This window comes from Streptomyces sp. NBC_00459 (assembly GCF_036013955.1).
Lineage (GTDB): Bacteria > Actinomycetota > Actinomycetes > Streptomycetales > Streptomycetaceae > Streptomyces.
The window spans coordinates 2,704,485-2,717,094 of record NZ_CP107903.1; the positions used below are offsets into that span (position 1 = coordinate 2,704,485).

Annotated in this window: 12 protein-coding genes; 7 read left to right on the plus strand and 5 right to left on the minus strand. The window is 71.5% G+C overall.

The features are described 5' to 3' along the window. The first annotated feature begins 23 nt into the window (after positions 1–23). Positions 24–950: a phytoene/squalene synthase family protein gene (locus OHN74_RS11875; RefSeq protein WP_327694532.1), complete on the plus strand. Its 927-nt coding sequence runs from the start codon at positions 24–26 to the stop codon at positions 948–950. Between the two features lie 121 nt (positions 951–1,071). Beyond that, on the plus strand, positions 1,072–2,115 hold the full coding sequence (locus OHN74_RS11880; protein WP_327694533.1) for a helix-turn-helix domain-containing protein: 1,044 nt from the start codon (positions 1,072–1,074) through the stop codon (positions 2,113–2,115). Between the two features lie 61 nt (positions 2,116–2,176). On the opposite strand, the gene OHN74_RS11885 is transcribed toward OHN74_RS11880, so the two are convergent. Then, complete coding sequence (locus tag OHN74_RS11885) at positions 2,177–4,228, minus strand: bifunctional glycosyltransferase 87/phosphatase PAP2 family protein (RefSeq protein WP_327694534.1); 2,052 nt, start codon at positions 4,226–4,228, stop codon at positions 2,177–2,179. A gap of 320 nt (positions 4,229–4,548) precedes the next feature. On the opposite strand from OHN74_RS11885, the gene OHN74_RS11890 reads away from it, so the two are divergent. Both OHN74_RS11890 and OHN74_RS11895 read left to right on the plus strand, forming a co-directional pair. Next, a complete protein-coding gene (locus tag OHN74_RS11890) occupies positions 4,549–5,430 on the plus strand; it encodes a metallophosphoesterase (protein WP_327694535.1) in 882 nt (293 codons plus the stop codon). A gap of 77 nt (positions 5,431–5,507) precedes the next feature. Next, positions 5,508–6,179 carry an O-methyltransferase gene (locus OHN74_RS11895; protein ID WP_327694536.1) on the plus strand — a complete coding sequence of 224 codons (672 nt, stop codon included), beginning with the start codon at positions 5,508–5,510 and terminating at the stop codon, positions 6,177–6,179. A gap of 20 nt (positions 6,180–6,199) precedes the next feature. Here OHN74_RS11895 and OHN74_RS11900 read toward each other — a convergent pair whose 3' ends face one another. Beyond that, positions 6,200–6,592 (minus strand): hypothetical protein, encoded by a 393-nt coding sequence (locus OHN74_RS11900; RefSeq protein ID WP_327694537.1) that lies wholly within the window; start codon positions 6,590–6,592, stop codon positions 6,200–6,202. A gap of 156 nt (positions 6,593–6,748) precedes the next feature. On the opposite strand from OHN74_RS11900, the gene OHN74_RS11905 reads away from it, so the two are divergent. Then, positions 6,749–7,153, plus strand: coding sequence for a J-domain-containing protein (locus tag OHN74_RS11905; RefSeq protein WP_327694538.1), 405 nt, complete (start codon positions 6,749–6,751; stop codon positions 7,151–7,153). A gap of 54 nt (positions 7,154–7,207) precedes the next feature. On the opposite strand, the gene OHN74_RS11910 is transcribed toward OHN74_RS11905, so the two are convergent. Beyond that, entirely contained in the window at positions 7,208–8,005 is a 798-nt protein-coding gene (locus OHN74_RS11910) for a hypothetical protein (RefSeq protein ID WP_327694539.1), read from the minus strand. Positions 8,006–8,010: 5 nt separating this feature from the next. Beyond that, the gene (locus OHN74_RS11915) at positions 8,011–8,610 is read right to left on the minus strand and encodes a hypothetical protein (protein ID WP_327694540.1); all 600 of its coding nucleotides are present in this window, start codon (positions 8,608–8,610) and stop codon (positions 8,011–8,013) included. 175 nt (positions 8,611–8,785) lie between these two features. Here OHN74_RS11915 and OHN74_RS11920 point away from each other — a divergent pair, with 175 nt between their 5' ends. Next, positions 8,786–9,295 carry a GNAT family N-acetyltransferase gene (locus tag OHN74_RS11920; protein ID WP_327694541.1) on the plus strand — a complete coding sequence of 170 codons (510 nt, stop codon included), beginning with the start codon at positions 8,786–8,788 and terminating at the stop codon, positions 9,293–9,295. A 4-nt stretch (positions 9,296–9,299) separates the two neighbouring features. On the opposite strand, the gene OHN74_RS11925 is transcribed toward OHN74_RS11920, so the two are convergent. Next, positions 9,300–11,357, minus strand: coding sequence for an MDR family MFS transporter (locus tag OHN74_RS11925; RefSeq protein WP_327694542.1), 2,058 nt, complete (start codon positions 11,355–11,357; stop codon positions 9,300–9,302). Positions 11,358–11,542: 185 nt separating this feature from the next. Between OHN74_RS11925 and OHN74_RS11930 the strand changes: the two genes are divergently transcribed. After that, entirely contained in the window at positions 11,543–12,544 is a 1,002-nt protein-coding gene (locus tag OHN74_RS11930) for a peptidoglycan-binding domain-containing protein (protein ID WP_327694543.1), read from the plus strand. Positions 12,545–12,610: the final 66 nt, after the last annotated feature.

The following is a 12,610-nucleotide window of genomic DNA, read 5'->3' on the forward strand; positions in this document are numbered from 1 at the left end:
AACTACGACGGTGAGGCGTGCCGGTGCGATCCTGGCAACGTTGTCTGGACGCGGCGGGAGTGGCCGGCGGTGGCGACCGCGCCGCCTATCTGAAGGCCAAGCAGTTCATGCTGCGCCGGGAACCCGCCGGCCATGCCGCGGTCCGGCTGCTGACGCCCGCCCGCCTCCAGCCCCACATCCTGGCCGGATACGCGTTCGCGTCGTTCACGGACGACCTGTGCGACCGGGGCACGGTGGAGGAGCGGACGCGCCGCTACGCGGGCTGGGCCGAGCAGGTACGCGCGGCGCTGGACACCGGAACCGCCCGGCATCCCCTGCTGCGGGCCTTCCTGCACACCGCCGGGGCACGTGAACTGCCGCGTTCCTGGGTGGACTCGTATCTCGTCGGGGCCGAGATCGACCTGGACTTCGGCGGGTTCACGACCGAGGACGACTACCAGGCGTACATCGACAAGCTCACCTGGCCGTTCCTCATGATCACCTCGGGACTGTCGATGCCGGGCGGCGGCAGCCGGGCGTACGCGGACAGTTGCCGGCTGCTCGCCGACGCCTGCCAGCGCACCGACTTCCTCACCGACCTGGCCGAGGACCTGCGCGACGGACGCCTCTACCTCCCCACCGACGACCTGGAGAAACACGGTGTCGTACGGGCCGACCTGGAGCGCGGCCGGGACCTCCCCGGCGTCCGCTCCCTGCTCTCCGCCACGGCGGCGACCGCCCATGCCACGCTCCGCGAGGCCACCCGGATCGTCGCCGAACTCCCGGAGGAACAGCGGACGTTGACCCGCTTCGTCATCCTCCTCCACGACCAGCGTCTGCGCCGGGCAGCCGCCATGGGCGCCGCGGTCACCCGCCGCCCCGTCCGAGACAACCCGGCCGTCTGCCTGGCGCTGCTGGCCCGCTCGCGCCGCCCGGACCTGACCCTGCCCGCGCTGCGAGCCGCCTCCTAGTCCGTCGGCACACGCTCTCAACTACGCTTTCGGGCGAGCACATTGAAGCCTGTCGGGGCCCCTGCCGCAGTTGTCTGCGACGGGGAGGGGCGAGGTGGATGAGGACAGGGGTGCGAGCACAATGATCGGGACGGTGTTCCGGAGTGAGGACGTGGCGGCGGAGGACCGGTTCGAGTACTGGCGGGAGTTGATCGGCCGGACGCACGCGCCCAGCGACATGAGCAGCGACTACGCCGCCGACTTCTGGGCGGAGCAGCGGCTGTTGCAGCTGGGGCCGGTGACGGTGTGGCCGGGGGCGTTCCGGCCGATGCGGTTCAGGCGGACCGCGCGGATGGTGCGGCAGTCGGACCCGGAGTTCTACCACGTGTCCCTGGTGCTCGGCGGCGGCCTCGGGGTCGACCATGCCGGGCGGGCCGACACCCACGGCCCACAGGACCTGTACGTGGTCGACACCTCACGGCCGTACGACGTGGGGCCCCCGGAGGACAATTCCGGGGTCAGGGGCGTGGGGGTGGAGATCCCCAAGGCCCTGGTACCCGTGTCGCCGGACCGGGTCGCGGATCTGCTGGCCAGACGGCTGTCGGCGCAGGAGGGGGTGGGCGCCCTGCTCTCCGGCTTCCTCACCGGCGTGGCGCGGCAGGCCGACACCCTCAAGCCGTCCGACGTGCCGCGCCTGGGCACCGTGGCGCTCGACCTGCTGCTGGCCTGGTTCGCCCAGGAGCTCGACACCGAGTCGGCCCTGACCCCGGAAACCCGGCAGCACACCCTCACCGCGCACATACGGGCCTTCATCCGGCGGAACCTCCACGACCCGGACCTCACCCCGCCCGTGATCGCCGCCGCGCACCACATCTCCGTCAGCTATCTGCACCGCCTCTTCCAGCAGCAGAACGGCGGTGAGACGGTCGCGGCCTGGATCCGCGCCCAGCGGCTGGAAGGAGCCCGCCGCGACCTGGCGGACCCCGCCCTGCGCGCCATGCCCGTGCAGACCGTCGCCGCCCGCTGGGGCCTGAGCCGCCCCGCCGAGTTCAGCCGGGCCTTCCGTACCGCCTACGGCGTGCCGCCCACCGAGTACCGGCTCCGGGCAGCGGCGCCGACCGCACCGCCGGACACCGCGAAGGGGTTCGTCGGCGGACAGGTGGTCCGGGTGCCGAGCGGGAACTGAACCCGCCGGGCGGGCCCGGCCGAGTGCTGCCGCGGCGACGGGCCCGGTGACCGGTGACCGGTCAGGTGCGGCTTTTCGCCGCCCAGGCAGGCCGCGGCCTGCCGTCGCTCTCCGCCGCCGCCACGACCGTACGAGCACGCGGGCCCATGAACACGTACGACAGTCCGAATCCGGCGAGGACCACCGCCGCCCCGCCCACCGCGTCCAGCACCCAGTGGTTGCCGGTCGCGACGATCGCGGAGACGGTGAAGAACGGATGCAGCATCCCCAGCGCCTTCATCCACCACTTCGGGGCAACGATCGCGATGACGAGCCCGCACCACAGCGACCACCCGAAGTGCAGCGAGGGCATCGCCGCGTACTGGTTGGTGAGGGCCGTGAGCGTGCCGTAGTCCGGCTTGGAGAAGTCCTGGACGCCGTGCACGGTGTCGATGATGCCGAGGCCCGGCATCAGGCGCGGCGGGGCCAGCGGGTAGAGCCAGAAGCCGACGAGGGCGAGCAGCGTGGCGAAGCCGAGGGAGGCCCGGGCCCAGCGGTAGTCGACCGGGCGGCGCCAGTAGAGGACACCGAGGACCGTCAGGGGCACGAAGAAGTGGAACGACGTGTAGTAGAAGTTGAAGAAGTCCCGCATCCAGCCGATCTTCACGACCGTGTGGTTGACCCAGTGCTCGATGTCGATGTGCAGGAACTTCTCGATGTCGTGGATCTGGTGGCCGTGCGCCTCGGCGGTGGACCGGCCACCCGTGGTCGTGCCACCGGTCGCGGCCAGCCGGACCTTCTGGTACGCGGCGTACGTGACCCGGATCAGCAGCAGTTCCAGGAGCAGGTTCGGGCGGGTGAGCACCCGGCGCAGGAAGGGCATGAGCGGGACGCGCCCGAAGCGGGCGGGGACCGGCGCCGCGAAGTCCGTCGGGACCGGTGAGCGGTAGTGCTCCGAGGTCCGGGACAGGAACGGTACGACGGTGGCGGCGGCGACCGCGGCCAGCAGCACGATGTTGTCGCGGACCGGGTAGAGCGCGCCCATGTTCGGGATGACCATCTTGGCGGGCAGCGTCATCACGATGATGACGGCGACCGGCCACATGTAGCGGTCGGAGGCGCGCTTGCCGACCCGGCCGACGACCGCGAGCAGCACCCACAGCAGCTGGTGCTGCCAGGTGGTCGGCGAGACCGCGATCGCGGCGCAGCCGGTGATCGCCACGGCCAGCAGCAGCTGGCCGTCCCGGGCGTAGCGCACGGCCCGGCGCAGGCCGAGGGCGGCGACGCCGGCGCCGAGCACCAGGAACAGGGCGATCTCGACGGGGCCCTCGACGCCCAGCCGCAGCAGGGCGCCGTGCAGGGACTGGTTGGCGAGGTCGTCGGCGGCGCCACCGAGCCCGGCCCCGCCCATGTGGTGGACCCAGTAGGTGTACGAGTCGTCCGCCATCGCGGCCCAGGCGAGCGCGGTGCAGGCGGCGAAGGTGATCCCGGCGGAGACGGCGGCCCGGCGCCGGCCGGTGAACCAGAGCAGCGGCGCGAACAGCAGCACGGTGGGCTGGAGGGCCGCGGCGAGGCCGATCAGGGCGCCGGCGGCCCGTTCCTCGCGCGCGACGAAGCAGCCGAGCAGGACCAGCAGTACGGGGATGATGCTGGTCTGGCCGAGGTAGAGGGTGTTGCGCACGGGCAGCGACAGCATCAGCAGGCTGATCGCGACGGGCGCGGCGAGCAGCGAGGTGCGACGGCTCACGGGCGCCGGCAGGGCACGGGCTGCGACCACACCGAGCGCGACGACCAGCAGCAGCGTGCCGAAGGTCCAGCCCCAGCCGAGGGCCTGTTCGGCGGCCCGGGTGAGCGGCTTGAGGACGAGTCCGCCGAAGGGTGTGCCGGTGAACTGCGTCGAGTCGTAGAGCGAGCCGTTCACATGCAGGACGCCGTCGGGTCCGACCCAGGTCTCCAGGTCGGTCAGCCGGTCGGCCTTCGGGGTGCCGAGGACGGCGGCCACCTGTCTGACCGCGAGAACGGCGACCATGAGCCAGAGCGCCGCACGGGCCACTTTCAGCCGTGCCTGCACCGTCCCGGAGGCACCCGTTCCGAAGGCACCTCCCGCTCCACCACCGTGCTCTGCGTTCGCCACGCCTCGCAGGCCTCCCGCCCGGTAAGTCCCATACACGCGATGGGAGCCATTTGTCCCATACGTATCATCCTGTACGAATCCCCTGTGGATCGCACCGCCCCTGATGTGAGACGCGAGCAACCCCCGCTTCACCTGAGGGATCCCGGCCGTTGGTCCGGCCTTCTGTCCGGTCGACGATAGTCGGCCCGGATTCCGCTTCCGTCGCTCGGTCGTGGCGCGGACCGCACGGGCGCCGGAAACCGGTCGTTTCCAGGCTGGATCGAACAATCTCGGACCTGAGACGACCGCGGCCTGTCGGGGCCCGGAGTAGCGTCGCCGGGATGCGGATCCTCCATCTCTCCGACACCCACATCGATCACGCCGGCGCACCCAACCGCCACGGCGTCGACACCACCGAGTCGCTGCGCCGGATACTCGCCGACGTCCGCCATCTCACGGGCCTCGGGGCCGTCGTCGTCAGCGGGGACCTCGCGGACAGCGGGGCGCCCGAGGAGTACGCGGTCGTACGGGACCTCGTGGGCGGGTTCGCCCGGGAGCGCGGCATCCCGGTGTTCTGCACCACCGGCAACCACGACGAGCGCGGCGCGTTCGCGAAGGCGCTGGGCAGCGGACACCTGGACCCGACGGGCGAAGACCGCGCCGAGACCCGGCTCACCTCTGCCGACGGCGAGCTGGCTGCTTCGAGCGTGGTCGACGGGCATCGGATCGTCACGCTCGACTCGCTCGTACCGGGCAAGGTGTACGGGTACCTCGGCACCGCCCAACTCGACTGGCTGCGCGAGGTGTTGCGTACCCCAGCGCCGCACGGCACGACGGTCGTCCTGCACCATCCGCCGGTCACCCTCGACAACGCGCTCCAGCGGGCGCTGGGACTGGGCAACCCGGCGGACCTGGCCGACGCGGTCCGGGACAGCGACGTACGGCTGATCCTGTGCGGCCACTTCCACCTCCAGATCATGGGGTACCTGGAGTCGGTGCCGGTGTGGGTGACGCCGGGAGTGGTCAACCGGATCGACCTGACCGGCCCGGCGGACACGGAACGGGCGGTGCGCGGGGCCTCGGCCACACTCGTCGACCTGGGCTCGCCGCACGGCCCGCTGTTCCACACCCTGCACGCCCGCGACCCCCGGGCCGGCGAGACGGTCTACGAAATCGACGGGGCGCGGATCACCGACGTGATCGCCCGTGAGGGCTACAAATAACAGGGGGCACAACCCGCAGGGCTACGAAAGACTCGGCAGACACCGCACCAAGGTCACGAACGGAAGGCACGGCTCTCATGAGCGAGTCCCAGCACTGGGAAGACGTCGACGACTACTTCACCGGCCTCCTGGCCCCGGCCGACGAGGCCCTGGAGGCGGCGCTGCGCGACAGCGACGCGGAGGGGCTGCCGCACATCAACGTCGCCCCGAACCAGGGCAAGCTGCTCCAGCTCCTCGCCCAGATCCAGGGCGCCCGCCGCATCCTGGAGATCGGCACGCTCGGCGGCTACAGCACCATCTGGCTGGCCCGCGCGCTCCCGGCCGACGGCAGGCTGATCACCCTGGAGTACGACGCGACCCACGCCGACGTCGCCCGGCGCAACCTCGCCCGGGCCGGCCTCGACGGCATCACCGAGGTGCGGACGGGACCCGCCCTGGAGACGCTGCCCAAGCTGGCCGACGAGAACCCCGCGCCGTTCGACCTGGTCTTCATCGACGCCGACAAGGCCAACAACCCTCACTACGTGGAGTGGGCCCTGCGGCTGACCACCACGGGCAGCCTGATCATCGTCGACAACGTGGTGCGCGGCGGCGCGGTGACCGACGCGGACTCCGCCGACCCGGGCATCCGGGGCACCCGCGCCGCGCTCCGACTCATCGCCGAGCACCCGAGGCTGAGCGGCACGGCGGTGCAGACGGTGGGCAGCAAGGGGTACGACGGCTTCGCGCTGGCGAGGGTCGTGGCGTAGCCAGAGATCCTCGCCGGGCATCAACCCTCGTGGTAGAAGCCCACGTTGACGCTGCGCGGCCCGGTGCGGTCCTGGACGATGATCTCGCCGGAGCCGCCCCGGGGCAGCGGGACGCTCCCTCCGTACGGCACGGTCTGGGCGTACTCGCCGACCACCAGCCGGACTTCGGAGGACGGGTCGGACTGGGAGCCCTGCAGCCAGGAGAGGTGCCAGGTGCTGTCGGGGCCGCACAGGAACTCCAGGTGGACCCGTGAGACGAACAGCCAGTCGTCGGGGGTCACGAGACGGCACACCGCCTTGTCCCGGCCCACCCGCATGATGGCCCCCGGTTCGCTGGGCGCCTCGGCCATGAGCATGCCGGCCGTGGCGCCGGCGTCCGTCCCGGAGACGGTGGCCATGGTGAGTTCGAGCACGTGCGCTCCTTCTGAACGGTCACCGGAGGTGACCCGACCGCTCCGCGCGGAACAGTCGTTGCTGAACAGTCCCTGTACGGCAGCCATGTTGCCGTACGACGCCGCATGATAAATCGCCCCATCGTCGGGTAGGGCCAGGTCCGGCACAATGGACACATGACCGAACGCAAACCACCCGGTGTGAGTTTCGAGTCCTGGGTCGACCGGCAGATCCGCGAGGCGGAGGCGCGCGGGGAGTTCGCCGAGCTTCCCGGTGCGGGCAAGCCGCTGTCCGACGGTGCTGACACGCCGTACGACGAACTGTGGTGGATCAAGCAGAAGATGGCCCGCGAGGGGCTGTCGGTCCTGCCGCCGACGCTGGCCCTGCGCAAGGAGGCGGAGGACGCGCTCGCGGCAGCGCGCAAAGCCCCCTCCGAGGGGGCGGTGCGCCGGATCGTGACGGAGATCAACGTCAAGATCCGCGACATGATGTTCAGGCCGCCGCCCGGCCCCCCGCTGGGTCTCAAGCCGTACGACGTCGACGAGGTCGTACGGGAGTGGCGGGAGGCGCGGGCGGGCTAGGCGGGGCAGGCCGACTGGACGGGCGGTGCACAGGCCGCAGCGGTGTGCGGGGGCTCAGCTGTGCAGCAGCCGTTCCGCCAGTTCGCGGTAGTCCCGCATGGCGAGACGGAGCCGCTCGGTGTCGCCGCCGGTGTCGTTGGCACCGGTGGACTGCAGGGTCGCGCGGACGGTACGGCGGCTGCGCGCCACCGCCTCCGCGAGGCGCTCGGTGATCTCCTCCAGTACCCGGTCGGCCTCCTCCACGGACTCCTGGGGGCCGTCCACGAACCCGGTGACGGCGTGCTGGAGCCGCAGTGTGAGCTTGTCCCGCTCGTCCTGCGCGAGCAGCGCGGTCCCGTGGGACGACCGGGCTTCGTGGGAACGGGTGGGAGCGGGCGCGGAGCCGGGCGGCCGTATCGCGGCACCATCGACCGACTTCCTGTCGTCCGACCGTTCGGTGGCCGACCTCTCGGTGACCGACCTCTCCGCGGCCGACCGTTCACCGGCCGACTTCCTGGCGTCGGACCTGTCGGCGGCCGACCGTTCGCCTGCCTGCCTGTCGGCGGCCAACCCCTCGCGGCCAGCCCGCTCGCCGGTCAGCCTTCCACCGGCCGACTTCTCGGCGGCGGACCGCTCGCCGGCCGGCCATTCCCCGGTCGCACTCGTGGTGCCCGACCTCTCGGCGGCCGACCGTTCGCCGGTCTGCCTCCCGCCGGTCGCGCTCCCGGTGCCCGACCTGTCGACTCCCGACCGGTCGCCGGTCGCCCGCTCGGCGGCCTGCTTCTCGGCGGCCGACCTCTCCGCGGCCGACTTCTCCGGATCCAGCCTCTCGGTGTCCGGCTTCGCCGCGTCCCGGTTGCCGTTGTCCGTCATATCCGTCAACTTCCCTTCAGCTGAAGCTTGTTGAGTCGCGACTTCGACTTCGGCCGGGGCCGCTCCCGTTCGTCGACCAGGTCGTCGAAGAAGGCGCGGGCCTCGATCATCGCCGTGCGCATCTCCTCCGTGTCGGCCCGCTCGTCGTGGGCCGCGCTGTGCACTCGCCGGTAGCCGTGCACATGCTCGGCGTGGTGGACCGAGAGCGCCGCGAACTGCTCCTCGTACTCGCCGCCCTTGGGGAAGCCACGGACACCGGCCAGCTCGCCGAGGAGCTGATCGGCTTCGGCGACCGCCTGCTGCGGCGACTCGACGAACTGTTCCTGGGCAGCCGCCCAGCGCGCCGTGAAGCGTTCGCGCTCGGCGGGATCCAGCGGGTGTTCCCGCAGGTCACCATGGCGCTGGACACGCTCGGCGAGTTCGTGGTCGGCCGCCTTGGTGTCTCCGTCGTGACGGGAGACGACCCGGTCGTACTCGGGTCCGAAGCGCCGTTTCAGGTTGTGCGGACCGTGCGCGCCGCCGGCCCGCCGGTTCAGGGCGACCGCGCCTATGACGACGGCCGCGACAATGATCACGATCAGAACGATGAGCACTCCTGTGGACATGAACGCCTTCCGGATCTCTCGACCGACTTCTCGACCGGCCCGACCGACGGTCCGAACAGGGCGGTCAAAGTCCCGGGTTGCCCGGATGCCGCTCCCCAAACAGCCGGGGGCCGGACTCGCCGGTCACGCATATTCGGTTGCGCACCCGCCGGGGCTGTTCCCGAGAATGCGGGTCATGACCTGGACCATCGCCCCGGAACCCTTCGACTCCCCTGTCGCCGCCGCGCTCTGGCGGACGTACTACACGGAGGTCAGCGACCGCTGGTACCTCCTGCACCAGGGCCGGCGTACGGAGCCCGGCGAGCTGGAGCGCGGGGTCGCTGCCGACTCGGGTGCCGAACTGGCGCCGCCGGGCGGGCAGTTGCTCGTCGCCCGGTACGACGGTGAGCCGGCCGGCAGCGCGGGGGTACGGCTTCTCGACGCGACGACCGGTGAGCTGAAGCGGGTCTTCCTGCGCGAGGAGATGCGGGGCAAGGGCGGCGCCGCGCGTCTCGTGGCCGCGGCGGAGAACGCGGCGCGGGCCCTCGGTGCCCGGGAGTTGGTCCTCGACACCCGCTCCGACCTGGTCGAGGCACGCGCCCTGTACACACGCCTGGGCTACTCGGAGACCGCGCCCTACAACGACAACCCGTACGCCGAACACTGGTTCCGCAAGAGCCTGGACGACGATCAGGAGCGGCGGTAGTACCTCAACTGAGCCTGTCCACCGACCCGTTGTGCGGCTGTTCCGCGTCCGAGCCGCACAGCTCCTCGTTCAGCAGCTTCACCAGCTGCACCAGGTCGGTGGGCCGGTCCGGGCCCCACCAGTCGCCCAGCAGCTCGGCCAGGGACTCCTCACGGGCCTGTGCCAGCAGTTCGGCGGCCGAGTGGCCCTCGGCGGTGAGGCTCATGTCGAGGCCCTCGCGTACGACGAGCCGGCGCTCCTCGATCTGCCGGGCGGCCTTGATGATCACGGCCGGCGGTACGAGGCTGCGCTCGGCCAGCACCGCGGGCTCCGCCCACCCGTACCGCCGGATGCGCAGCAGCAGCCAGCTCGCCGCCGGGTACAGGTCGAGGCCGGCCCGTGCGGTGATCGTCCGGTAGATCTCGCGGCGCCCCTCCCTGGTGCCGAGCACGGACAGCGCACGGCACACCTCGTCGTACGACGACCGCTGGACCGGGTTGCTGGCCAGGGTCTCCGTGACGTCGGGCGCGGTCACCGAGCCGCGCAGCTTGTCCTCGCGCAGGAACCAGGCGAGGACGAAGCCGAGAACGGCGACGGGAGCGGCGTACAGGAAGACGTCGGTGATGGCGGACGCGTAGGCGTGCAGCGCGGGCGGGCGCAGCGCCTCGGGGAGGGCGGCGATGCCGCGCGGGTCGGACTCCAGCGCGTCCGCCGAGATCCCGGCGGGCAGTCGTACGCCCCGGAAGGCGTCCGTGAGCTTGTCGCCGAGGCGGCCGGCGAAGACCGTACCGAAGACGGCCACGCCGAAGGAGGCGCCGATGGAGCGGAAGAAGGTGGCGCCGGAGGTGGCGACGCCCAGATCCTCGTACGAGACCGCGTTCTGCACGATCAGCACCAGGACCTGCATGACCAGGCCGAGGCCCAGGCCGAAGACGAGGAAGCAGGCGCTCATCTCGGCGGTTGAGCTGTGCTCGTCGAGCCGGTGGAGCAGCAGGAGGCCGAGGGCGGTGACGCCGGTGCCCGCGATGGGGAACACCTTCCAGCGGCCCGTGCGGCTGACGATCTGGCCGGAGACGGTGGAGGCGAGGAGCAGGCCGAACACCATCGGCAGCATGTGCACACCCGACATGGTCGGCGAGACGCCCTGGACGACCTGGAGGAACGTCGGCAGGTAGGTCATCGCGCCGAACATGGCGAAGCCGACGATGAAGCTGATGACGGCGGTGAGGGTGAAGGTCCGCAGCCGGAAGAGTTTCAGCGGGAGGACGGGTTCGGCCGCCCGTCGCTCGACGGCGACGAAGGCGAAGGTGAGGACGACCCCCAGCACAGCGAGGCCCACGATCCGCGCCGAGCCCCAGCCCCAGGAGGCGCCGAGGGAGGTGACGAGGATCAGACAGGTCGCGACGGAGGCGATGAGCAGGGTGCCCAGGTAGTCGATGACGTGCCGTGCGGACCGGCGCGGGATGCGCAGGACGGTCGCGATGACGGCGAGGGCGACGACGCCCACGGGAAGGTTGACGTAGAACACCCAGCGCCAGCTGAGGTGTTCGGTGAAGAGCCCGCCGAGCAGCGGGCCGAGCACACTGGTCGCCCCGAAGACGGCACCGAACAGGCCCTGGTAGCGGCCTCGTTCGCGCGGCGGCACCAGATCCCCCACGATCGCCATCGACAGCACCATCAGTCCGCCGCCGCCGAGCCCCTGCAACGCCCGGAAACCGATCAGCTGGGGCATGTTCTGCGCCATGCCGCACAGGGCGGAGCCGATCAGGAAGATCACGATCGCGGCCTGGAACAGCCGTTTCCGGCCGTACTGGTCGCCGAGTTTCCCCCAGAGGGGGGTCGCGGCGGTCGACGCGAGCAGATAGGCGGTGACCACCCACGACAGGTGATCCATTCCGCCGAGATCGCTGACGATGGTCGGCAGCGCGGTCGACACGATGGTCTGGTCGAGGGCGGCGAGCAGCATCCCGAGCAACAGGGCACCGATGGAGACGAGCACGTTCCCGGGCACGTGTTCGGGCCCAGGAGTCGCCGGTCGCTCGTCCGCGACATCCCCCGTCCTACCGCGTGCTTCCCCGGCCATGAAGTCCTCCTGTGACTCTTGCGACATCCCCATCGTGGTCGGTGTGACCGGTTATGGCCTGTCGAATCCTCACGGGATTCGCTGGAAGCCCGGATTCCGGGGGTCGCCGGGAGAAGGTGTGAAGAGGCTTTGGATAACCTCTGAGATTCGTACGGGGGTTCGTACGCGGAAGGAATCGACGCGCAGTGAACGATCCGAAGGGGCATGTGTGTCCGGAGTGCGGCGCGCCCCGGGGGGCCGACAACACGCCCTCCTGCGCCTGCGCCGAACGCGCCGCCGACGCCCACCTCGAAGCACGCACGGCGGAGGCCGCGGCGGCGGAGGACTTCGACCCCCTGCGCATACGCCCGTACGTGGAACTGACTCCGGAATCACCCGCACCGCCCGCGTCGTCCGAGCACCTGCCCCCCGACCGGGCGGCCGAGGTCACGATGCCGATGCCGGCGGTCCAGGAGACCGGCTGGGGGACGGAGGAGGCCGCGACCGCGGCGATTCCGGCCGTACGACACCCCTCGGACAGCCCCGCCCAGTCCTTCCAGCCCGCCCAGCCCGCTCTCTCCGCCGAGGACGAGCAGCCGGGCGTTCCGGGCCGCCGCCCCCGGGTCCTTCTCCTCGGCGCCGCCGGAGCGGTCGTCGTCTTACTGGCGGCGGGCGGACTCGTGGGCGGAGTGTTCACGTACGACAAACCGGACCGGAACGACACGGCCGCCCAGGACGTCCGGGAGAGCGTGCCGGCGGCGACGACCAGCGCGGCGTCCCCGACCCCGTCCGACATTCCTACGCCGTCGGTGTCGCCGTCACCCACCCCCGTCCCGTCCCGCAGCGCGACCCCGACCTTCTCCCCCACACCGACGGCCCCCTCCGCGACCCCGTCCAGGTCGGCCACCCCGACCCAGGCACCGACGACCGCCCAGGCCACCGGCACGATCACCCCGGCCCCCGGCGGCGAGGACAAGGACACCGCCCCTGTCCTGCGCCCCGGCGACCGCGGCGACGAGGTCCTCGAACTACAGCTGCGGCTGCGCCAGTTGGCCATCTACCTCAACGACACCGACGGCGTCTACGACGACAACGTCGAGACCGCGGTGACCACGTACCAGACGACGCGGGGCCTCACCCCGGACGAACCCGGCGTGTACGACCGCACCACGCGCGAACGGCTGGAGACGGAGACGACAGAACCGTAGGGCTGCGTAGAGCTGCGCAGGCTTGGCGGGTGGCACCGGCGTCGGCCTGGACGCGACTGGGGGCTG

Bases quoted from the DNA above. Each gene is read 5' to 3' on its own strand.
- OHN74_RS11925 (WP_327694542.1), bottom strand. From the start codon at position 11,357: ATGGCCGGGGAAGCACGCGGTAGGACGGGGGATGTCGCGGACGAGCGA.
- OHN74_RS11910 (WP_327694539.1), bottom strand. From the start codon at position 8,005: ATGACGGACAACGGCAACCGGGACGCGGCGAAGCCGGACACCGAGAGG.
- OHN74_RS11880 (WP_327694533.1), top strand. From the start codon at position 1,072: ATGATCGGGACGGTGTTCCGGAGTGAGGACGTGGCGGCGGAGGACCGG.
- OHN74_RS11890 (WP_327694535.1), top strand. From the start codon at position 4,549: ATGCGGATCCTCCATCTCTCCGACACCCACATCGATCACGCCGGCGCA.
- OHN74_RS11905 (WP_327694538.1), top strand. From the start codon at position 6,749: ATGACCGAACGCAAACCACCCGGTGTGAGTTTCGAGTCCTGGGTCGAC.
- OHN74_RS11895 (WP_327694536.1), top strand. From the start codon at position 5,508: ATGAGCGAGTCCCAGCACTGGGAAGACGTCGACGACTACTTCACCGGC.
- OHN74_RS11915 (WP_327694540.1), bottom strand. From the start codon at position 8,610: ATGTCCACAGGAGTGCTCATCGTTCTGATCGTGATCATTGTCGCGGCC.
- OHN74_RS11920 (WP_327694541.1), top strand. From the start codon at position 8,786: ATGACCTGGACCATCGCCCCGGAACCCTTCGACTCCCCTGTCGCCGCC.